The sequence below is a fragment of the Candidatus Rubrimentiphilum sp. genome, from assembly GCA_035710515.1.
Classification (GTDB): Bacteria; Vulcanimicrobiota; Vulcanimicrobiia; order Vulcanimicrobiales; family Vulcanimicrobiaceae; genus Rubrimentiphilum.
Genome location: DASTDE010000004.1, coordinates 1 through 22,930, shown reverse-complemented (window position 1 = coordinate 22,930; position 22,930 = coordinate 1). Strand labels below are relative to the sequence as shown.

General features: G+C 58.3%; 18 protein-coding genes. 9 read left to right on the top strand and 9 right to left on the bottom strand.

The window, feature by feature from the left end:
* Positions 1–3: 3 nt before the first annotated feature.
* The 3 genes from VFO29_09145 to VFO29_09135 all read right to left on the bottom strand — a co-directional run bounded on the left by VFO29_09145 (position 4) and on the right by VFO29_09135 (position 4,230).
* Positions 4–1,545, bottom strand: a complete 1,542-nt coding sequence (locus VFO29_09145; protein ID HET9393665.1) for an alpha/beta hydrolase — start codon at positions 1,543–1,545, stop codon at positions 4–6.
* A 2-nt stretch (positions 1,546–1,547) separates the two neighbouring features.
* Entirely contained in the window at positions 1,548–2,933 is a 1,386-nt protein-coding gene (locus VFO29_09140) for an alpha/beta hydrolase (protein HET9393664.1), read from the bottom strand.
* Between the two features lie 184 nt (positions 2,934–3,117).
* On the bottom strand, positions 3,118–4,230 hold the full coding sequence (locus tag VFO29_09135; GenBank protein HET9393663.1) for a hypothetical protein: 1,113 nt from the start codon (positions 4,228–4,230) through the stop codon (positions 3,118–3,120).
* A 167-nt stretch (positions 4,231–4,397) separates the two neighbouring features.
* On the opposite strand from VFO29_09135, the gene VFO29_09130 reads away from it, so the two are divergent.
* A complete protein-coding gene (locus VFO29_09130; protein ID HET9393662.1) occupies positions 4,398–4,994 on the top strand; it encodes an ABATE domain-containing protein in 597 nt (198 codons plus the stop codon).
* A 28-nt stretch (positions 4,995–5,022) separates the two neighbouring features.
* Positions 5,023–7,083, top strand: coding sequence for a hypothetical protein (locus VFO29_09125; protein HET9393661.1), 2,061 nt, complete (start codon positions 5,023–5,025; stop codon positions 7,081–7,083).
* 32 nt (positions 7,084–7,115) lie between these two features.
* On the opposite strand, the gene VFO29_09120 is transcribed toward VFO29_09125, so the two are convergent.
* Genes VFO29_09120 through VFO29_09110 form a run of 3 tightly spaced genes read right to left on the bottom strand, consistent with a single transcriptional unit; the run spans position 7,116 to position 10,077 of the window.
* A complete protein-coding gene (locus tag VFO29_09120) occupies positions 7,116–8,633 on the bottom strand; it encodes a serine hydrolase (GenBank protein ID HET9393660.1) in 1,518 nt (505 codons plus the stop codon).
* Positions 8,621–9,331 (bottom strand): DJ-1/PfpI family protein, encoded by a 711-nt coding sequence (locus VFO29_09115; protein ID HET9393659.1) that lies wholly within the window; start codon positions 9,329–9,331, stop codon positions 8,621–8,623. Before VFO29_09115 ends, VFO29_09120 begins: the two co-directional genes overlap by 13 nt.
* A gap of 17 nt (positions 9,332–9,348) precedes the next feature.
* Complete coding sequence (locus VFO29_09110; GenBank protein ID HET9393658.1) at positions 9,349–10,077, bottom strand: DJ-1/PfpI family protein; 729 nt, start codon at positions 10,075–10,077, stop codon at positions 9,349–9,351.
* Here VFO29_09110 and VFO29_09105 point away from each other — a divergent pair.
* Positions 10,063–10,755, top strand: coding sequence for a cupin domain-containing protein (locus VFO29_09105; GenBank protein HET9393657.1), 693 nt, complete (start codon positions 10,063–10,065; stop codon positions 10,753–10,755). The two genes, VFO29_09110 and VFO29_09105, sit on opposite strands and share 15 nt — an antisense overlap.
* Positions 10,755–11,474, top strand: coding sequence for a hypothetical protein (locus VFO29_09100; protein HET9393656.1), 720 nt, complete (start codon positions 10,755–10,757; stop codon positions 11,472–11,474). The genes VFO29_09105 and VFO29_09100 overlap by 1 nt, the downstream gene beginning before the upstream one ends.
* A 51-nt stretch (positions 11,475–11,525) precedes the next feature.
* Here the strand turns inward: VFO29_09100 and VFO29_09095 are convergent, their stop codons facing one another.
* The 3 genes from VFO29_09095 to VFO29_09085 form a co-directional block, all read right to left on the bottom strand.
* Positions 11,526–12,431, bottom strand: a complete 906-nt coding sequence (locus VFO29_09095; GenBank protein HET9393655.1) for a hypothetical protein — start codon at positions 12,429–12,431, stop codon at positions 11,526–11,528.
* Between the two features lie 752 nt (positions 12,432–13,183).
* Complete coding sequence (locus VFO29_09090) at positions 13,184–13,762, bottom strand: hypothetical protein (GenBank protein HET9393654.1); 579 nt, start codon at positions 13,760–13,762, stop codon at positions 13,184–13,186.
* A gap of 41 nt (positions 13,763–13,803) precedes the next feature.
* Positions 13,804–14,787 carry a hypothetical protein gene (locus VFO29_09085; protein ID HET9393653.1) on the bottom strand — a complete coding sequence of 328 codons (984 nt, stop codon included), beginning with the start codon at positions 14,785–14,787 and terminating at the stop codon, positions 13,804–13,806.
* Positions 14,788–14,883: 96 nt separating this feature from the next.
* Here VFO29_09085 and VFO29_09080 point away from each other — a divergent pair, with 96 nt between their 5' ends.
* The 5 genes from VFO29_09080 to VFO29_09060 all read left to right on the top strand — a co-directional run.
* Positions 14,884–15,777, top strand: a complete 894-nt coding sequence (locus VFO29_09080; protein ID HET9393652.1) for a DJ-1/PfpI family protein — start codon at positions 14,884–14,886, stop codon at positions 15,775–15,777.
* Entirely contained in the window at positions 15,767–16,249 is a 483-nt protein-coding gene (locus VFO29_09075) for a hypothetical protein (GenBank protein ID HET9393651.1), read from the top strand. The genes VFO29_09080 and VFO29_09075 overlap by 11 nt, the downstream gene beginning before the upstream one ends.
* Before the next feature lie 373 nt (positions 16,250–16,622).
* Entirely contained in the window at positions 16,623–17,900 is a 1,278-nt protein-coding gene (locus VFO29_09070; GenBank protein ID HET9393650.1) for a winged helix-turn-helix domain-containing protein, read from the top strand.
* A gap of 120 nt (positions 17,901–18,020) precedes the next feature.
* Positions 18,021–19,721 carry a hypothetical protein gene (locus tag VFO29_09065; protein ID HET9393649.1) on the top strand — a complete coding sequence of 567 codons (1,701 nt, stop codon included), beginning with the start codon at positions 18,021–18,023 and terminating at the stop codon, positions 19,719–19,721.
* Positions 19,722–19,930: 209 nt separating this feature from the next.
* Positions 19,931–22,930: carboxypeptidase-like regulatory domain-containing protein (locus VFO29_09060; GenBank protein ID HET9393648.1), on the top strand; the 3,000-nt coding region annotated here is incomplete at its 3' end.

The window sequence follows — 22,930 nt, the reverse complement described above, 5'->3', positions numbered from 1 at the left end:
CGGTTAGCGGCGCGGGTTGATCACGAAGTTCGTCGCAGGGACTTTTTTGACGCAGCTCGTGTCTGCCCGGTTCGGCTGGTCGAAGAAGGACCTGACGATTTTATACGCGCAGGCGTTTGCAGTCGCCGACGGGCTGCCGAAGGCAACGTGTGCAACGTTCGGAATGGTCACCACCGTAGCATTCGTGAGCGTTCGCGCCACATAGGGACCGAACGACGGCGCCGTTTGAGCGTCGTATTGGGCGGAGATGACGAGCGTCGGTATGCTGCTTCGCGTTACTGCTCGCACTAACGGAGAGACTGCCGGCACTTTCCATTCCAGGCAGTTTTCGCGCAGAAACGGCAAGTTGGGCGCGTTCTTTAAAATTGAAACCGGAAACGTCGGGAACGCGCGCCGTCCCGCATCGATAACATTCTTTTCAGTTTCATACGGCACCCACTCACCGCAGGCGACGCTATCATTTAAACCGTTACTTATCACGCCAATGCCGGCAGGGTCCAGCTTCGGCGCGGCCCACGTTGAAGCGATCGGCCCAGGATCGCCGTGCGCAAGCGCGTCGAACGATGACGGAAGTTTTGAGGCGATGTGCGTACCGGGCGACACGGCCCATTGCACGAGCATGCCGCCGCTGATCATTACGTTCACGGTCCCGGAATGGCCGGGCACCTTCACCTTGACCGTCTTAGGCGACTTCTCGTACTGGAGCACGAGGCGTCGAAACGTCGCGCCTATATCTCCATAACGCTGACGGCACCGAAGTTGCTGCCGGCACGCTTCGAAAACCGCGTTGATTCCCTCGCCTGCGGTTTTCCAGGTGGCGGCGCCGCCTGCGAGCGAAGGCGGAAAAACGCCGTCAATGCCAACGGATCGAATGCCCTTCGGATATTGGCGCATGTACGTCAGCGCGAAGTAGGTTCCGTACGAGATGCCGTAGAGATTCCATTTCGGGATACGCAACGCAAGGCGCAAGGCTTCGAGATCGTCAACGCTTTCGAGCGTGTTGTATGCGCTGAGATCCGCAGTCCTGGTCAACACGTCGCCGCGGCATGTACGCGTCGCAATCGAAGACGCGCGACCGGTGGCCGGTGAATCGTACGGCATGTTCAGTGTTTCCGCAGCCCAACGATCGACTGCGTCGCACGTCAGTTTTGGCTTCGCGGTATAGGTGCCGCGCTGCGACATGAAAATCACATCACGATTAGCGTTCAGTTTTCCGGCTAACGCCATCGGAATTTCGGTGATCGCATCGTCGCCCGGGCCGCCCGCGAGCCAGACGATCGGATCGTTCTTTTTCTTAGGTGAGCTTGACGAAATGATCGCAACCGAAAGGCTGATCATTTTTCTATCGGGATGCCGCCGGTTTTCGGGGACGATGAGTTGTCCGCAGCGTGCGGTTTTTAATGCTGCTATGGGCTGAGGTGGAACCGGACACGGGCCCGGAACGAAGGACGAAGCCGCTGCGGTACGAGCCGCAGCAAAAAATGCACCTATGCTTAACGCTATAACGGCGCAAGCGAACACGACAACCCATGCTACGAATTTCATCTTCAAATCCTAAACTTCACTCCGGGTGTGGTAGGAGCGCACGACGTTTTTGGTGAGCGCGGACTAGAAAGAAACGATTGGAAGATTTGCTGCGCGCATGGCGACTGCGCGATCGCCCAATGCCCGATACCGTTTATGCGCACATAGGTTGAGTTCGGGAGGAGGCTTGCAACGTAGCGTCCATACTGGGCACCCGTCTTCCCGTCGATCGTACCCGATACAACCAGCGTCGGGATAGTGCTGCGCACTTGAACGCGCTGCGAGGCCGGTCCGACTGGAACGTTCCACGCCTTGCAGAGCTCGTGTTCGAACGGCATCTGCACTGCATTGATGAGGACCGAATCCGGGAAGGCGGGGAACTCACGTTTTCCGGCGCGCAAAATATCCGCCGGCGATCCGTAGGGCGCCCATTCCCGGCAAATGATACTTTGGGTCATGCCTTGCGCTTGGTCCGGAACGGCGGCTACGTGCGCCGACGCGGCGCGCGCTTGCAAGAAGGTGCGCGCATCGCCGTGCGCTAGCGCAGTAAGTGCGGCCGGCATATCACCGGGCTTCGGCTGGTTGGCAACGATCATGTTCACGAGCGTTCCGCCGTCCAACACAACTTTCAGGGCGGGGCCGCCGTGTGCCGGGACAACGCTGCGGATCACCGGATGCGCCTCGAGTTGCACGACGAGCCGCGTGAACGTTTGCAAGAGATTCGGGTATTTGCGGGCGCATTTGGGCTGTGCCTGACAGTCGCCAAAGATCGTCGTTATGCCCTCCCGCATGCTGCTCCACGTCCAGGGAAGGTCGACGATGTCGGGCGGAACTACTGAGTCGATGATCGCGGTGCGAATGCCTTCGGGGTGATCGCGCATCAACGATAGTGCAAGATCGGTCCCGTATGAATATCCGTACACATTCCATTGACGAATGCCGAGCGCACGTCGAAGGTCAACAAAGTCTTGTTCGTTTTCCGTGGTGTTGTAGGCGCTGAGGTCGATGCCTTTACTCACAAGCCGGCGGCGGCATGCGGCGGCCGCGCCAGCCTGCGCGCGCCCGGTGGATGGCGCATCGTACGATAGACTGACTTGGCGTCCATAGTAGCGGTCGAGTTCCGGGCAATTGAGGTCGGGATCGTCGTACAATGTGCCGCGCTGCTCCAAGATAATGACGTCGCGATTGCGATTGATGCCGGCGCTCCCCAAAAGCGGCGTGGTCCCAATCGCGGCCTCGCCTGGGCCGCCGGTCATAAATACGATTGGGTCCGGGAGCGCTGGCTGTAAACGCGAGCGCAGTATCGCGACTTGCAGACGTATGGTCCGGCTGTTGCTGATCGAACGGTTTTCCGGTACCAGCAAGAAACCGCACCTGGCACGCTTTAGCGCCTCAATCGGCTCCTGCATTTTCGGGCATGGTGCTGTTGCGAACCGCGGCATGGACGGCGCATGATGACCTGCGCCGAGAAGCGGCGCCAGCATCAGAACGAATAGGTAAATAGAACGGTTTCCAAACATTGCACATGCTGCTCCGTCCAGCGAGCTGCGGATTCCTGGTGGTTACCGAGTCTCCCTGGTTTGGCGTTACGGTCTAAAGCGACCGTGCATCCAGGAGACTGATCGAGTCCGAACCGTAGTTGCTCACAAAAATCGTCGAGCCGTCCGGCGAGATCGCGAATTGGCGCGGAAACTCACCGGAGCGCAGGTGCATCGCGACTTGGCCGGTTTTGGCATCGATCACGTCGATCGGAGTTTGGCTGCTCGGCGCGGCGTTGAAACGGTTACTGTTACCGACCAGCACATGCTTCCCGCTCGCGGTGACGATGATCGGGACGGGAGCCGGTCCAACTAAAACCTGCACACTCTGAGGATTGGCGGCATTTCCCCGGAGGTCGTCTGTGCTGAACGAGAACACTTTATTCGATGCGCGCGCGCTTACCCACAGCCTTGAATCGTCGGGTGAGAGTGCGGCGCGAACGGGGTGGCAGCCCGCCGGAACGTAAGAAACGATCGCCCCGTCCTTATCCGTAACCAGCCGGGATGCATCGAGTGTCACCACCGCACCCGGTCGCTCTTTGGGATCCGTGGCACTCCCGCTCTGCGGATTGCAAGTGGCCTCCCAGTTCTTGCCCGGCAACGCTCTTTGCACGGTTGCAAACACGTATTTTCCGTCTTTCGCGTAAGCCAGAGTAACGGGCGCGCTGCCGACCAGGATATCAGCGCCGATCACTGCGCGGTCGAACTTGCCGGCGCGCACGCGCTGCAGGTCGATGACGGTTATCGTTCCAGCTCCCTCTTCAGCCACGAGCGCCTGCCGGTCATCGGGCGAAACCGTTGCATAGACCGCGCCGCCGTCGTCGCCGGGAATATCTTCAATGAATCCGAGAAGCGGCTGACCGGTCCCGGAACGCAGCTTTCGCGTGTCGATAAATGCGATAAAGTTGTCGTCGGGGACGACGAGCATCTTTCCGTCGTGCGTCAGCGCCAACACGTTTGGCTGATGCTCCAACTGAAAAACCCGCTTGAGCTCATAGTGACGCGCGTGGCAGGCCAGGACTGCGATTCCATTTTCTTCGCTGGGTTTGGTCGCGTTGAGCGCGACAAACAACGTCCCATCCGCAGTTACGGAGATACCTTGAGGATGACCGGGGAGCGCAATATCGTACGACCGATCGATTCGGCAGGCCGGTTGCGCGCCGCTCACCTTCGCTGTCGATAGAACAAGCGGCAACGCTAGTATTAGTCCTAAGAGCAATTGCTTGAGCACGATTTCCTCCTCATTTTCAAGGGGCCGTGAGCCGGTGCGCCCAAGCGCGTTGGAATGATTGACAGGTTTGGTATAACCGTCTATTCTTCGTTTATAGGTTATACATGAGGTCCCCTAAAGACCTCCCGCTGTTCGGGGGCGTGCTCTGTCTGGATTTTGTGAACTCACTCGATTGGCGCGGCAGAGCCGAGCCCGAGGAGTACTTGCACACGTACGCCGACCTGCTGGAGTGGGCAGTCGGCGCCGGCGCGCTTACGCAGGCGCAGGCGCGGCCGCTACACGACGCGTTCACGAAACGGGAGGCCGCGGCGGCGCTGCAGCGCGCGATCGAGTTTCGTGAAGCCGCGTATAGAGTGCTGCGCGCCGCGCTTGCGCGCAAATCGGCACCTGATGCCGATCTTCGCCGGATCAATTCGGTTACCGCGCAGGCGCGCGGCGGTTCGCAAATACGGCAAACCCGTCAGGGATTCTCATGGAACCTTCCCGAGGGAAAGAATCCCGACATCCCGTTGTCGGCGGTTGCACTTTCGCTTTCCGACCTTCTAACGGGCGATGATCTACAGCACGTTCGACTTTGCGGCGGACCGGAATGCGGCTGGTTGTTCTTGGATACGAGCAAGAACCAAAAGCGACGCTGGTGTTCGATGCAAGGCTGCGGCAACCGCGCCAAAGCGCGTCGTCACTACTCAAAGACGCGTTAGCGTTACGTGCGCCGCTCTGGCGGCGCTGATGTCTATGGCGGCGGCTCCGGCATTGGCGCTGCCCCGAATCACTGTTCCGTCCACTACTGCTCATCCGCCATTGGATCCAAATGCCGACTCCTCCGCATGGTCGAGCGCTGCAACGGTTACACTGCCGTGGGATTTGCAGTCGGCGCGACCGATGAGCGAGCCGACGATCGTGCGCGTCTCAGGCGACGGCAGTTTTCTCTACGTTCGTTTCGAGGCGACTCAACGCGAACCGATCATCAGCGCGCAGCGCACCAACGACATCGGCCAAGGGACGGACGACAACGTTTGGATCGACGTGTGGCCGGATGGCCCCACAGGCTTTCAATATCAATTCGTCGCGACGCCCAACGGCACACATTATCAATCGTCAACCGAAAACTCCAATTTTGCGCCGCGCTGGGAGTCCTACGGCGCGTTGCGCGCCGGCGGGTATACGGTCACGATGAAGATTCCGCTCCAAGTGATGCGCGGCGCGGAGTCCAGCGCAGCCTGGCGAGTGCAATTCGCACGTTATGTACGTGCCACTGGGCAGCAGGCGGTTTGGTCGTATGACGCTACGCAAACCAGCGCCGACGATCCGGCGAGAGCGGGGACGCTAAGCATCACATCCCCACGAGCGTCGCAGCGTCCTCATCCGCGGCTCGGGACGTACGTGCTCACTCGGATCGGTTCGGAAGCTGCCGGCGGAAACGCGTTGCGATCGGGATTGGATTTCTCTATTCCGATCAGCCAGAAGACGTCGGTTTACGCGACGTTCTATCCCGATGATTCGAACGTCGAGCTCGATCAGCAGACGATATCGCCGACGGTTTTTCCGCGCGCATTCGCAGAGGTGCGTCCGTTCTTCACGCAAGGTTCGGGCAACTTTAATAACTACGGCTGCAATTTTTGTAACGGGTTGACCCCGCTTTATACGCCGGCGATACCAACGCCACGCAGTGGTTATGCAATTGAGGGAAAAGCCGGCGATCTCAGTTTTACCGGCTTTGACGCGGTCGGTGTGTCACGCCAAGACATCGCCGCGGGCTTGACGTACACCAGCCAGGATACGCGCTGGACCGCTTCGCTAGACCACGTGCGAGTGAACATCCCGGGCTTCAACGATATAGAAACGGTGGCGGGAGTGTTCTATAACGATCTCAAGCACGTCAACCTCTATGCCAACTACGGAACGGACTCGGGGACCGACGTCTTGCGCGGCAATCGCGCGCAGTACTACGACACCGGTTTCTTGTGGGGCAGTCAAAACTTTAGCGTTTGGGGCGGCGTGCACCGGATCGGACAGTATTTCAATCCGGCCGATGCGTTTATCCTCAGATCAGGCGTCAACGGCTGGGGCCTGTTCACGAACAAAATTTGGACGTTTGCTCCGAGGTCGCCGCTGGCGGCGGTTGCCTTGGGCGCAACGATGACGCGCAACCATTCTGACGATGGGCCCTTCAACCAAACCAGTAATAAGATCGATTTCGATATTCTGACAAGGAACGCCATCGATGTGAACGTTACTGTCGGGTCTTCGTATTTGCTCATCAGAAACGTGATGACGCCGATCTCGCAAAACGGCGTCAGCCTGACCTATCACAGCGGCTCACAGATCAACAACCCGGTCGGGTTTGACGCGCACGGCCCGTCGGCGACGCCGACGCGCGTTTCGTTCAATTCCGGGAGATTTGGGGCGGGGAGGCTCGATACGTGGATTCGCTCGTCGACGGTAAGAGTCGGAAAGCGCGGAACCCTCACCGTGCAGGCCGACGACACGGCGCAGTGGTTTGATTCGGCCCCGTCGCGCATCCAGTGGTTCGACAGCTTGGCGTATACGTATCAGATGGACCGCGATTCGTCGATCGGGATCGGCCTGCGCCGGATTGTCGGAGTCCCGCCGCTCCCCAACGGAGGCGGCAGCTGCAGTGGCGCATGTTCGAACGTCACGTTCGCCTATCACGCGCGATTTCAGCGCGGCGAGATTTTCTTGGCATATGGCGATCCCAATGCGCTGACGACCGTGCCGCAGGCCCTCTTTAAGTATATTTTCTACGCCGGCAGCGATAAGGGAACATAATTCGGGGGTTGCGTCACAAAGTTCTGGCCGGTTCAGCGTGCAGGAGTCTGCTTTTTCGCTTCGATCGATCCGTTACGTTGTTGAATAGTTAACGATGTAACATTGCCGCTGGCATCTTTGTTGAATATGAATGCGGATGTACTCGTCTGGATGAAGAAGCGGGTCGCCGACTCCGGAAACATCTCCTCTGACTCAATCCTCATGCCGGGAGCATCCAGAAAAAGGCGGTTGCTAGTATCCGATACGACGATTCTGCCGACGTCCGGCGCGTCATAGGCTCCGGCGCAAGATGCTAGGTCCTCGCCGCTGACGTTACTCGCGAGCACGTGCTCCTGCGGGTCAAACCCGGGCCAATGATATTCCCGAGCCACGGCGCGAATGAACTCAGTCTTTAGGTTGATATTGTTGCCGTTGGTCATCACGACAACGCCCTGCGAACCGGCGCCGGAAAATGCGAACATTTCCGAAAAGAAACCGAAATTCGAGCCGTCGTGATCGAAATAGTCCCTGCCGTCGTCCGAACCGACTTTGAAGCCCAACGCATAGCCCGCCATCTGCTGCTTAAGCATCGTTTGAGCAGTTGACTGGAGCAGGATTGTATTCGGCCTACCTGCCAGCGCATTTTGAACGGCAATCGCAAACTTCGCTAGATCGGACGGCGTGCTCCAAAGTCCATCGGGTCCGAGCTCCGGATACGTATTAAAGCGGCCGTCAAAGGGTTGCCCGTCTGATTGATAGGCTGTTGCCGCGGAGCTCTGCAGCGCCTGGGGCAACGGCTGTTCGAACGTACTGTGCGACATCCCCAGCGGCTCCAGAACGAGCTGTTGCATCAACGCCGGAAACGGCAAGCCGGTTACATCGCTGAGCAACGTCCGAATGACGACATATCCTCCACCTGAATAACTGTACGCAGTACCCGGCGTAGCGTCCACGCGGATCGGATCTGAATTTGCCGGGGGCCGGCCGTCGAGTATTTCAGCTAGCGTCGGTAGTGGTTGTCCGGGCGTATAGCCCGAAAAACCATGGACCGTCATTCCAGCCGTATGGCTGAGCAATTCCCGAAGCGTTACCTTTTGTGTGCGCGTGAATTCATTTTGCGGAATCTTCCAAGTTCGCAACGCTGAGTTGACGTCATTGTCGAGCTGCAGTTGTCCGCGCTGCACCAAACGCATCGCTGCCATCGCCGTCAACGGCTTGCTGATCGAAGCCGCCTGAAAGATGGTGTTCGTCGTAACGAGCCGTCCAGACGCAATGTCGGCATAGCCATAAGCGCGGGCCCACACCACCCTTCCGTGATCGATAAAGGCCGCACTCAGGCCCGGTACACGAAAATGGCGCATCCTGTCGGCAATGCTAAATGCCGGAACCGGCTGGCCTTTTATGACGGAAGCGGGAATCAGGCCATTTTCAATTCGGCTTGTCCGCTCTGCCAGGCTTTGAGCATCTGCCTGTTGCGCCACAACTGGTCCAGGACTGACGAGCGTACTGCCGACGATCGCAAAGAAGGCGATCCAAAGCCAAGCGAGGCTTCGCCCCGCTATTTTGTCCATGGGAGAGCGCGTTTGGCGCTAACGAACTCCAAAGTCGAGATAGCGGACCGCGCGGCACTCTTTCCGTAGTAGCGTTCGACGACGCGCAATGCCAGGTCGATTCCGGACGTCTCGCCGCCCGAGCTCGAAACGTTCGCCTCTTCAACGAAACGCGGCCCGCGCACGAGCTTCACTTTGGGAAACTGCGCAAGAGCATCATAGGCGTTATGATGCGTGGTCGCATGGAGACCATCGAACAGGCCCGCCTTTGCCACAAGGAGCGCTCCCGTGCAGATCGACATGGTGACATCGGCGTCCTTGGCGGCGTCTTTTATGTACGCAATGGTTTCGGGAAGCTCTTTCGATTGCGGAACGACGACGACGTTTGGTTTTGGAGCGTTCTCAAAGGTATAGTCCGGCAGCACTTTGAGACCACCCATTGTCACCATATCCATACTTGGCGCGACGGTGTACAGATGAAAGCCCGACATTGAGTCGTAGAACGCTTCCCATGGGCCGGCCAGATCGATCAGCACCGTGTGCGGTGCAATCACAAAGGCAACTTGTACCGGCCCATTCGCCGGTGGTTTAAGCGGTTTCCCCATGAGCGGATAATCCGGGGCGGCGTCTTGCGCCAGGGCCGGAATGGGGCTGAGCGCCGGAATGATGGATCCGGCAATACCAATGCCGGCGGCTGAGAGAAGGTCACGTCGTTTCATTGGAATCTCCTCAACGGTTAGACGTCGTTAATATTTTGCGGCCTGGCGGTGCGGCGATACTCCATATTGTACGCTGCGTTTCTTGAAGCTTGCGAGCCGTAGTAACGCTCGATGACGCGCAGCGCGAGATCGATGCCCGAAGATTCGCCTCCCGATGCTGAAACGTTGGCGTTTTCGACGAATTTCGCGCCGCGAATCAACGTGACTCTTGGAAACGCCTTTTCGAATTCATCGTAAGCAGTGTGGTGCGTCGTCGCGTTGAGGCCATCGAACAATCCCGCTCGCGCGACCAGAAACGCGCCCGTGCAAACGGACATTGTCACGTCCGCACGCGGGCCAACCTCCTTGATATAGGCGACCGTCTCGGCCGAACCTCGCTGCCCCGGCACGACTAAGACGTGCGGTAGTGGAGCATTTGCAAATGAGTATTGCGGCCCGATGCTCACACCGTCCATGGTAGTCGGCTCTCCGGTCGGAGTCATCGCATAATAGTTGAAGAGCGGCGGCCCGGACATATCCATCACTGTTCCTAAATATGCATCGCCGAAGGTCTGCCACGGACCGATCCAATCGATTGCAACAAGACCGGGACCGATCACGAACCCCACCCTTATCTGGCCTTGAGCGGGAGGCGTCAGCGGTTTGCCGAGATTCGGAACCGAGGCAGCCACCGCCGGCATGGCCGACGAAGCGGCGAGACCGCCTGCGAGTCCTGCGATCGTGACGAGGGCATGTTTACGCTGCATCTGTTGCGCGAACCGTTCTTTCTGCGGTGCCGGAAATGCCGCTGGGATAAGCCCAGCCGAAGTCGAATAGGGCCGGGAGTGTCTGTTCGCGATAGTGGACGAGCGTCCTCTGGTAGAATTCCGGGCGCTGCCGCGGCGGTTGGCTCCCGAATTGCCCAGCTGCGCGCGAAACGCCGCATTAGTATGCGGGCTCTAGCCGAAAAGAGCGGAGTCTCTTCTTCGATGATTTGCGACATCGAAAACGGCACGAAATCCCCAACTATTGCTGTACTTTCTGCGATCGCGGGGTCGCTGGCAGTGCGCTTATCGGAGTTGGTCGCTGATGCGGATGCGGCGAGCCACGTCGCGATCCGGCGGAAGGCGAGTTCACAACGGCTCGTCGATGCTCAGGGTATTGAACGTAGGCAACTGGCGCCGGAAATCTCGGGCGGGGATTGCGAGATCATCCAGCTCGCTATTCCATCTAAGAAGGGCACCGGCACTTTGGCGCCCCACGCTGGTGAGTCGACCGAGTACGTCCACGTGGTGCAGGGTTCGCTAAAGGTGCGAGTCGGCAATGGCGATTACGAGCTCGAGGCCGGAGACTGCATCGGCTTCCACGCGGACGTGCGACACGCATACACCAATACAGGCTCCTCCCGCGCCCTACTCTACGTGGTGATCGAGCATAAGACGTGATGTTAAGCCGCATTTTTCATTTTCTATTGATCGTTGGCCTCGCGACGGGTCCGCTGCGGGCGCAAACCGATCCCTTCGTTGGCCAATGGAAGCTCATAAGGCAAACCGATCAGTTTAAGGTCACGAAGGTCGGCGCAAACACATTCGCGTTTGACTTTGGCGGTGGTGTCGAGACCATCGTGCTCGATGGAAACCAACAGCCCGCTAGTGCAGGCACCACGCTATCCGTTGTCGCCGACGGCCCAACCTGGAAGGTCGTGCGCGAGAAGAGTGGTCGCAAGCTCCTCGCGGCGACGTGGACGCTTTCCAAAAACGGAAATGTGCTCAAGGACGACTTCACTGCTTTCAGTCAAGACGGATCTGCGTCCAACGCCAAATATCTCTACAAGCGAAAAGCAGCCGGACAAGGTTTTGCGGGCAGGTGGGCCGGCGTGATCGCGCCGCTCGGTTCCGACTTTGTGCTTCAGGTCCATCCCTACGGGAGCAACGGCCTTTCTTTTACCATCCCCTCTTTAACCAATTGGATCGTCAACGCGAACTTCGACGGCAAGAATGCGCGGCGGCTAAACGCACGCGCTGTGGAAATAACGCGCAACTCAAAGGGCAAGATCACGCAGACTCGGCGCTTCGAACTTTCTTCCGATCTCAAGACTTTGACAATGACCGTGGATACGGCGGGGACAGCCGACCCGTCCATCTACATCTTCGTACGCCGGTAGGCGCGGGATTGGCGGCTCGGGTTCGCTAGAGTAGCGCCATGGTCAAACGTTCTACGGACCTCGCCTGACAAATCCCGGCGGGATCGCGAAAAGTCCAGCGTCGGCATCCGTAAGTAACATGATATGGCCGCGCATCATAACATCCGCTATTGTCTTAGCGGGAAAAGGCATGAGATCGGTGCCTGGTCCGCCGACTTGTAACATCATCGCGCGATAAAGCAAAAAGCCCGGATATCCGCCCAAATGATCGACAAGCGAGGCGGCTCGCAAAGAACAGTGTGTCAACGCGGCCAGATGAGCCCATATGAGCGGCGCTCCGCCGAGGTAGAATTCCTCTTGATAGCGTTGTTCGGGTACGGCCGGCGCTGAAAAGATTGTCGTTTCGACGACACCGGTTGCCGGGCGGCACGGTGGGGCAGCGTTCGTTTGGATAATTGTTCGAGTCGTCGTTCCATCGAAGGTCATGCCGGACACCGTAATGTTCGGCCAGCTGTCCGAAACCGGATGCACGGTTGCGTCCAGCACAGGAGTCCCGGGAGTGGTCAAGACGCCTATATCAGCCGCAGTAAATGGCGGCAGGTAACTTGACGCTTTGCCCGCCCAATACGTATGGGTTGCGAGATTCAGAAACATGCCATTGGCTTGGCCGAGCGTGTCAATCTCTACGAGGTCAGGCTGAAAGACATTTTCAATCCGAATCTTATTTCCGAGTATGGCAACATGCTCGAGCAGACCGGCTCTCGGCGAGACGACCTTAGGATCGTACGGTTTAAGTGTACGCCCAAGGGCGAGTGCGTCGGTCCACACTCGCTCGAAGTCGGACGGAAGCGGAAGGGGTCTAGTAACGTTCGGTTTTTCAAATTCATCGAACGCTATGCCGGATTGAGCAGCTCCAGGCGAACTCTGCGCTAAGAGAAGTCCGATGAGGAAATACGCGCAGACTCCGGGCAGCTGCATCAGAAGCGCCATTCAACTGCCGCCGGCGCACGCCTCTCGCGCTCGCTAGAGCGAGGCGAGATACCAAGGGCCGTCTCGGGGTATCTGGCAGAAAAATCGCGAAGGAACCCGTCACTTAGCATGTTCCTATCTTGAGGTGCATATGAAGCGTATCGGATTCGGAATACTAGCGCTGCTGCTTGCCGTGCCCGCGATACCAGCTGCCGCAAACGTGCCGCACGGCTCGTATCAATCATCGTGCAGAAACACTTGGGTGAACTCTCGAACTAACGAACTGACGGCACGATGCAAGTACCAGACTCGAGGCAGAAATATGGGGCAGACAGTGACGAAGGAAAGGATCACGAGGCTCAAACTTCCGTGCCGTGGCCGCGACATTGCCAATCGCGACGGAAATCTTGTCTGCGAGCGCTAATCGCATCTAATACACGATAAAGCTGTCGCCCTTCACACGGGCACTGCAGTGCCCTCGTGTACCGCGTAGATGCCACGAGCCGCCTTTACGATCGAAATCGATGTAGCACGGGGCAGCTCCTGGGATCGTCCAGCCAATGGTGTTTCCCCTTGGACCCGCGTCCCAGCACTCGGCTTTCTTCTCGTTTAGTTCCTTACAATATTCGTGCGGCCACCAACTGAGAAACATATCGTGCATATTTGTCCGCACGTAGACCGGTTTCGCAATCGCCGGCGCAACCGAGGCAAGCATTAAACAGAGCGCCAGGCAAACGCGTTTGTACATCTTGTTGCCCTCCTTAAGCTGTGAGCACGAGCGTCAAAACATAGGGCGCTGAGGGAGACCCGAAAACGGACGTAGCCGATCCATCCCAAACCTCAATGGCGAAGTGCACCTCTCCCGGGCCGTCGCGTAATTCGCTTTTTGGTATGGTGAATGTTTGTAAGGAAACACCATCGGCGGCAGCGACCAACCCAAACGTCGCCCGTGATTTGCGCGCTCCGCACACGGAAGAGTCGTAGACCATGTCCGGATTGTCAGGATATGCTGCGTAGATGTATTGCGTGCACAATTTTCCTCGGGCCGTGGCGTAGGCGAAATCCGCTTGCGAGTGGGATAACTTCCTGCTGCCAAGCGGACCGTCACCCCAAGCGCCATTTTCGTCGCCATCCACAAGAATTGAATAGCTCCAAGCCGACGGCAACAGAGCCGAAAAAATCGCTGATTGTGCGTCAGTATGCACGTATACTTGCACTCCGTCCGTTAACACAAGAACGTGCCCAAGCTCAGAGTTCGGCGGAACAATGAGCGCCGCTGATGCAGGCGCGGCGAGACTAAGAAGCAGGCAGAAAAGCGTAAGCCCGACAATTTGTTTCACGCTTGCCGCATTCAGGCGTCTTGAGCTGCGGCCCTGCGCGTTCAGGGCGTCGCGCTTGGAAGCGCCATGAATTCAGGTTGAGGAATTGAAACTTGCGTGGGAGCCTGCAAGCCCGTCTTGTTCCCGCGCAACGTTGCAATCGGCTTGCTCGGTCCCTTCGCCGTCGAGGCGAATTCGTACACCGTATTATGGAGGGCGTCGGCTACGAAAATGTTGTCCGAGAAATCCGGAAACAGTCCGGTCGGCGAAAACGGTTTGCCGCCGGAGAGGGACAGCGCATTCATCGGCGCGATATTTCCAGTGCCGTTATACGCAAACTGAAGCACGTTACCGCCGGCAGTGTTTGCGACCCACATATTGCCTTTGAGGTCCAAATGCAGCTCCGCCGGGTCGCGCAGCCCGGTTTTCGATCCGGCGATATGCTGCCGTGGCGCCGCATCACCGTGCGTGCCCGCCGAAAAAACCTCGAGCGAACTGTCGCGCGCATTGCTTACATAAATGTCACCCGTGCGAAAAGCTACATGTAAGCCGGCCGGGCCGTTTATACCGGTGTGAGGTCCGGCTAGCCGCAGCATCGGCGCGATGTTGCCGTTCGCGCCCGCCCGGAACTCGAAGATGCTGTTCGCTGCGCTGTCAGCTACCCAAATGTTGAGCTTGGCGTCAACCTCTACGCAACATGGCATCCGTAGCCCGGTCTTGTTTCCTCGGATTGTCGCAACTGGCGCGGTATTACCGCCTTGCGCGTAGCGATAAACACTAATGGAAGCGCCGGCGCGGTTGGCAACATAGAGCTGCGACCCGGTTACGGGCCAGACGCTATTAGGGTGTTGCAGCCGTGTGCGCGGGCCTTGCAATACATGCACCGGCGATACGTTTCCATGCGCGCCCAGCGGATAGAATGCTACGGCATTTGACGCTGCGTTCGCAACGACCAATGTTACCTGGTCCGAAGTGGGTGCTTTCGCGATGGCCGCACCCGCGCAAATGGCTACAAATACAAGCAGAAGCCAGTTCTTTAACGGCATGGCGTAGACTTAGTAGCCCGTTGTAAGGTTCCTCGGTCACGGCCGAAGCTAACGGCGTTCAAGACGCTGCGCGACGGCAGATGCAATACTGAGGTCATGAATCGTGCCGAACTATTGCAGTCTGGTGCTGCATTTGCCGCGCTCTCGAGCGGCCTTTCCGCGAGAAACTCCGGGTCCGCTCGCCGTACTCCGCTCTCGCCACTGACCGCTCCGGCAACGGGCGTGCCGGTGGCGTTTTTGCTGTCCGACGGGGCGGTGTTGATCGATTTTGCCGGACCGTGGGAAGTTTTTCAGGATGCGAACGTTCCGGGCCGTACGCAGCCGGCATTCGTTCCGTACACCGTAGCGGAAAGCACGCGGCCAATCAGCACAAGCGACGGAATGCAGATCGTGCCGCGGTATGATTTCACGAATGCGCCGCCGCCCAAACTCGTCGTTATACCGGCGCAATCCGCACCATCGGGCGCGACACTGCAATGGCTCAAGCGCGTGGCGCGCAGCGCCGACACCGTCATGTCCGTCTGCACGGGCGCATTCGTGCTCGCCAAGACCGGACTTCTGGACGGACACCACGCAACAACGCATCACGCTTCACTGACGCGCCTTGCGATGCAGTATCCGGCTATCATGGTGCGTCGCGGCGCGCGTTTTGTGGATGAAGGTCGCATTGCGACAGCGGCCGGTTTGTCTTCCGGCATCGATCTTGCGCTGCACATGGTGGCGCGCTATTTCGGTGAAGACGCCGCCCATCAAACGGCGTACTACATGGAGTATCAAAGCGAGTCGTGGAGGGATGGAAACTCCAACGCTGCCTACAGTAAGCCGCCTGCTCCGCGCGCCGGCTTCGCACTCTGCCCGATCTGCTGGATGGAGGTCGATCCGAAGACCGGGCTATCTTCGCAGTATCGAGGCAAGCGGTATTACTTCTGCCTGCCCGAGCACAAGCAAATGTTTGATTCAGAGCCGCAGCGGTTCCTGAATGTATCGTAAAGCGATCCTACTCATCATTGCGCTCGCGCTAACGCTTGCGCCGGCGATTGTAGCGCGCGCGCAACCGGCGCCGGATGCGTTCATGATGCGCCCGGTGCAGCGCTGGATCGACGCGTACAACAGCGGCACTGCCTTGCCGGAAGATATATTTACCGGCGACGTCGTGATCACCGATGAGTTCCCGCCCTACGTGTGGACCGGAGAGGCGGGCGAACGCGCGTGGGCGAGCGCGATCGACGCGTTCATTAAACCGGGCAACCAGCACGTTTCCGTGGGTGCGGCTCAGTCCTTTCAATCGTCGTTGCGTGGCACGCGCGTCATGTTCGTGTTACCCGCAACCTTAACGTTCACGTCGTCGCGAACGGGAGCGCGAGTAACTCAGCAGGCGCTATGGCTGTTCGTGCTCGCGAAGGACGGAGATGAGTGGAAAATCGCCGCCGACACCTGGACGACGAAAACGCCGGCCTCCTGAAGCCGGCGCTTTCGCTTTTAGCGGCGCAATTGACTCTAGAAAGAGCTTCCTACGCCGCCCAAAGCATATCATTCGTAGCGCCGGATGTCTTGAACCGGTTCTGAAAAGTTTCTGAACTCGCGCAGGCGCTCACGCGTTTTGATTGTGCTTTGATATTCTTTTGATTAGTTTCCGGCCGCACCAAAGGACGGCGAAAATATGAATACATTCTGAAGAATTTCACGTTGTGCCGCGTTACTGCCAGCCGTCCTCGTTTTTGAAGCCGAACAGATTTTAACGGAGTATTAGAACCATGATGACCGAGGAGTTTCTCGCGTTTGGGCCGTTCCGTTTAGATCTTCGGCGAAGGTTGCTATTTCGTACTGACGGCGAAATGGTGCCTATTCATCCCAAGGTCATGGACGTGCTCATATACTTTGTCCAGCGGCCTCGCGAGGTCGTTACGGCGGATCAGTTGATTGAAGCAGTATGGGGAGACGAATCGGTCTCCTCCAACAATATCGTGCAGCACGTCTCGCTCGTCCGCCGCACGCTAGGGGACACAAGGAAACCGTTCGTGTACATCGCGACCGTGCCGGGGAAAGGCTACCGCTTCGTGGCTGAGGAGCCCCGGTTTATTCGCAATGTGGAGGCCATAGTCGCTCCTTCGCAGATAGAGCAAGCGAATCTCGCAGCCGAACAGTTCCATCACAATGGCCGGTACTTCTTGGGGATCCGGACCGAGGCTGCGCTATTTTCGGCGATCGAGCTCTTTATGCGGGCCATTCATCTGAATCCGCAAGATGCGCGCTCGTACGCCGGAATTGCCCAGGCTCATATGATTCTGGCCGTGTACCTCTATTCGGAGCCGGAGACGAGCTTCGACACCGCGGAGAAGTATGCGAGGCAGGCTCTTGCGATCGACAGCTCTAACGCCGAAGCCTACTCCGCGTTAGGTGCGGCTGCGTTCTTTCGATGGAAAGACTTCGCGCGCGCGCATCGTTATTTGGACAAAGCGGGCGAGCTTGATCCGGGGATGGCTCAGATCGCAACCGTGCGGACGCAGGTTCTTGCAGCCGAACAGCGCTTCGACGCAGCCTTGTCCGTAGCGTTGGAAGGATCGAAAGCAAATCCGGATTTGACATTGCTGCGGTCGCTCGTGGGCTTTGTGCATTTTGCGCGCCGCGACTATGCGGCTGCTGCCCTCTCGCTGTCGCCGCTGCTTGCCATCGACCCCGTCCTGACGCATCCAAGGTTTTACCTGGGATTGACGTACTTGTTTAGTGGCGAGATAGCCAAAGCGCGCGCCGAGCTGGAGCACGTCTGTGCTCAGAACTTTCAACCGTTGCAAGCGATGCAAACGAACCTACGGCAGCAGGCAATGGCGGCATTATGTTTTCTCGAGGCTCGTTTCGGAGCGAAGAGTCGAGCGCACGATCACCTCTCGGCGCTGCGCGCCATGCAACGCACACGACATGTTTCGCCCTACGCGCTGGCAGTATGCCTCTGCGGCCTGGGACGTTACGAGGAGATGTTTGCGCGTCTCAAGCACGCTATGGCCATCGGCGATCCCTGGGCGGCCTTCATTAATATATCGCCGTATTTTGACGGGCAGCGGTCCGAACGCGAGTTTCTCAAGCTCGCCGGCTCAGAAGCCGCCTCGGCAGCTTAAACTAATTTGCTAGTTGACAGCTGGCCAAGGCGGTCATATACTTACTAAAAATTAGTGTTACTCGTGCGCGTGTGAGCTTCGTCGTTCGTTCATGCACTAATTGGTAGGTATAGCAGTCTAATGCCCGCGCGCGCTGCCGCACCGTCCGGGACGGTCGGCGCCAACTCCACCTTCGCGCAGGACCCGAAAAAAGAGGTCGGGAGGCTGCTGCGAGCCCTTAAGCGTCCGCATCTGCTCGCTCGCAATCCGATCGGACAGATGCTTTTCGAAGCATCTTCGGCGCCGACGGCTTACGACGCCGTCATCGCTCTTATCGGCGAAACGTTCGACGCTCGTACCGTTCGTGGGCAGCGGCTTCTGGAACTGTTGAGGCTGACGGACATCGAAGGCGATCTCCCCATGGTGTCGGTCGCGCGTCAGATGGGTCTCTCACCGCGTCAGTATTTTCGCTATCGGGGCGAGGCGGTAGACGCGCTTGCGGAGCGTTTGGAATCGATTTTCGCGCGCCGGTCTTCGACCACGCAAGCCGCGCAAAAGCTCACCACGCTGCTGGCTGACGTCGATCCCGCGGCCGCCATGACCGTCCTCGGACCTTCGCCCGATTCCAACTTGCAGCGGCTAACCGCTGCGCTGGCCGCGGGCGAACGCGTGGACCCCCAGGACCTTGCACAGTGGGATCCCGTGCAGCAGGCTATCGGGATGATCCGGATCAGCGTGGACAGATTCGCCCGCGGCGACAGGCAAGAAGCCCAGACGATCCTCGAGCGCCTTCGTTATACGCCTGCGCTCGCCGAATCACAGCAGGCAGCATTCGAATTTCTTTGCGCGACGTACGTTCGAGCGGTGCTCTACGACAGCACCGACGCAGCCGCGCAAATTGCCGAACGAGCGTGCGCTGCGGCAGAAAGCGAAGAGCAGAAGACGCGTGCGATGCTGACGCAGCTGGAGACCGCCGTGCGCAAAGGCCAGAACAAAATCGCCGAATCATTCCTGCGTCTCCTCGAACCGATCATTGTCTCGAGCGGGGGTCTTCGCGAACTGAGCCATTTTGCGAGCGTGAGCGCCGGCGTTGCGTTTCTGAATTGCGATTGGGCCGCTGCAGCGGCAACTTTGCGTCCGGCCGCGCTCGCACTGCAGCACCGGATGACCGATTATTTCAGGTTGCTGACGATGGCAAATCGCATCGAGCTCGCGGGAGGCGTCGAGTTAGATTTGCCGGGCCCCGCGGACGGATGGCAGAGCGACGACAGCTTCGCAAGATTGTTTTATGGTTTCACGCAGCATCGATTGAGCAGCGCTGTGGACTCGAAGATGCTCGCGGACGATCTGGATCGAGCCCAAGCAATGGGCGCCGGGATCCTGGTAGGCTACGGGCTTGCGACCCAAGGCCTGCTGGGCGGGGAAGATGCCAAGGCCTGTTTGATCCGTGCATGGGTCAGCCTGGCGGCTATAGGCGATGCTTTTGTAGCTCATGACGCGTTTGTCTTGCGAGAAAACAACCGCTACAGCTGTGAAGATTTGATCGTAGACGAAGTCTTTCTTGAAGAATTCCGGCGCGTGATGCTTTTGCGCCATCCCAATCATGCGCTGATTGAAGGGCGAGACGCCAAGGCCACAAGCTGGTGGAGAGGCGCGATTGCGCTTGCTCTGGATTCTACGCCTAGCCCGCGACAGAAGTGTGCCGGCGACGAATCCACGGATCGTTCGGAATCACTTGCATCGGACAGTGCGCGGTGGCTTTCCGTCCTGTTGCCCTTCGAAAGACGCGGTGCTTTTGGCGCGACTCTTCGGGATCTGATCACGCTGGGCGAGTTAACCTAGCGTTCGATAACGCCGCTCGAATCGGCGTTTTTAATAACTTATTAATAACAATTCACTTTAATGAATTTTGCTTTAATGCTTTGACTTTACATTGTACTGCGCTTAACATTAACTCACCATTAGAAGCGGCGCGCGTTTAGCACTCCAGTTTGAAAGGGAAGCTAATGAGCTCTTTTCATAGCAGGCAGAGTGCTCGGACGATTTTACGTTTGTTCGTAGCACTTTTTATCTCAGGCTTTTTGCTCGTGCAGTCATGTACGCCGGCATTTGCGGGAACGACGGGGATCCTAGCCGGAACCGTCACGGATTCCGCAACATCGGCACCACTGGCGAACGTGCAAGTCACGGCTTCCGCGCCTACGGGGCGCGCAACCGCGACAACCAATAGCCACGGGTTCTTTTCGATGGCGGGTTTGTCACCCGACACCTATGCGGTTTCGTTCACCATCACTGGGTACGAGCCGGTTTCTATTCCGGGTCAAAACGTTTTCGCCGATTTGACGACCACCGTCAGTACGACGCTGGTCAAGTCACTGAAGACGATCGTTCACGTGACCTCGCGAAGCGTGGGTGGTGCGTTTCAACCGAATCAAACGGTGAACACGTACAACGTCACCCAGCACCAAGTTCAAACGATTCTTGGTTCTGCCCTCAACCTGAATGAGTCGACGCTGATTACGTCGCTCCCGGGCGGGTCTTTCGACAGCAGCGGCTATCCGGTTATCCGGGGCGGCCGTGAGAACGAAGAGAACTTTGAATTCGAAGGCATTCCGTTTACGGATGCGTTCACCAACCAGTTTACGAACTCGCTGAGTACCCCGGGTCTCGGACTGCAAAGCGCCCAGCTGACGCCGGGCCTTGGCAACGCGTCCCAGGACAACTACGGCACCGGTACCTTCAATCTGATTGCCAAACGCGGAGCGTATCCGGGCTTTGCCACGGGTCAGTTCGCAATCGGCTCGCCGGCATTCCGGCACCAGGCCAACGCCGAGTGGGGATTTGCATCGCCGAACGGCCGCATCTCCGCCTACATGGCGCTCTCGGACAACAATCAAGCCAGCGCGTTCAATACGCTCTCGGCAAACTGCTTGAACATCGGCACCTGTTTCTCGCGGCTCTATCAAACCAAGCGCGAGTTCTTGGGCAACTTGGTCTACAAGTTCGGCCACAACAACAACCAGGCGCTGCAGTTCTTCACAGACATTGGCCAGTCGAACTTCTTCACGGGGTACGGCGGCTTTAACAACTTCCAGAACCTCTGCTTCGCAACGTGCGATCCGTTCACGCTGCAGCAGATGGCCGCGTTTAGTGGATTCGCCACCAACCCGCTGAACGGAACCACATGCCCGACGCCGCTCAACTGCGCGGGCTACACGGCTCCTCCCTTGGGAAGTCCGCCGAGTGCCGCCGCGCTGCAGGCGTACGGGCGCATCCAACTGATTCAGAGCGTCCTGCAGAACTATCCCGGACAGAGTTTTGCCAACCAGACGTTAGGATCGGTTAACCAGCGGCCGCAGAACAACTATCAACCCAACGCCGCTTTCAAACTCGGCTACATCTGGAACATCAACAGCTCCAGCGTACTGGAAGCGATGGCATATCATCTCGATGCGGTGACAACGTTCGACTTAGCGCTGCCGGGCGGCTACGCTTCGTTCAACGTCGACCGCAACCAGCTGCAAGGCGGCAGAACGAGCGGCTATAAGCTCGACTTCACCAAACAGCTGAGCGACAAGAACCTGCTCAAGGTCGGCGGAGAGTACAAATACCTTATTCCGGTCTTTGATGCTCCGGCCAACGACTTCGGATTCGAAAATCTGATGTTTGAGCACGGCGAACAGTTCGACTTCTTTACTCCTGCTGCGTGTGCGGCAGTCGGCGTTGCCGGCTGCGGTTACATCTACAACAACGGAGTTTCGAATGTCAGCTCGCCGCAGACGGTTCCCAATGCGTACGAGAACACGTCAGTGGAGCGTCACGATTGGGCCGGCTACATCGACGACACGTGGTCGCCGAACGACAAACTGAAGATCGAAGGCGGTCTGCGTCTCGACGGAGCCAGCTTCGGTTATCCGAAGGCTCAAATCGATCCGTACACCTGTACGTCGGTCTTTCTGCCGACCTACTCGACGACGTCGGGCGGCGTGCTCTTAACGACACCGAGCACGAATCCCAACGCGCAAACCAGCTACATAAACCCGGTCACGGGAGCCTCTTCGGTGACGCCTCTGGGCACGTGCCCGGTCGCAACGTTCCCGCAATTGACGAATCAGTCGCGGCGTCCGATCATTCCGGAGCCGATTCTCTCGGCAACGTATCGCCTCGGTGCAAATGACTCGGTCCGCGCGTCGTACGGACGTTCGGTGAACTTCCCGACACTTGGTCTGGTCGATTTCTCGGCCAACATCGACTACTTCGGTGGTCCGAACCGGCAGTTCTTCGCAATACCGGGTTACACGGGCGACTGCGGACCCGTGAGCGATCAAGTCTGCGCGAACTACGCAGAGCAACTCTATTGGGACAACGCCCGGGAATTCGCCGGCGGCGTGCCGCTGATGCCCGTGCGTCCCACGGTCTTCACCAACATCGACTTCTCGTGGGAACACCAGTTCACACGCGGATGGATGAACGGGATCTCATTCAAACTGACGCCCTGGTATCGTAAGGCGTTTGACGAGACTGCTCTCGTAGCCACGCCGAAGTTCGTTGGCGGCGTGCCCTTGCTGAATCCGATCACCGGAGCGCAGATCTTCAATCCGTCGACGGCTAACAACCTCGGCAAGAACCAGGCCGACGGCGTTGAGGTACAGTTCACCAAGGAGCAGACCTACGGGCTTTCGGGCCAGGTCAGCTTCACGTATCAGAACGAGCTCTCGAGCGTCATCCCGGGATCGAGCAGCGAAGACTTCTTCCCGTCGATTCCGGCGCAGTCGGTGCTGCTCGGCAACGTCTACCGCGTTGGCTTCCTTTCGCCGTTCGTGGCTTCGTTCGACCTGTCGTACGAAACGCACAACGGCTGGCGGATCTCGCCGCAAACGCAGTGGAATGTCGGGTACCCGATTGGACCCGGTTTCATTACGTCGGCGTTCATCAACGGCCAACCGTTTAACATTCCGTTCACGAATGCGTGCCCGGCATGCTCGACGACCGGCACGGGCCAGTACGTCGATCCCATGAACCCGGGCTCGTTCTTCAAACCGAATGTGGCG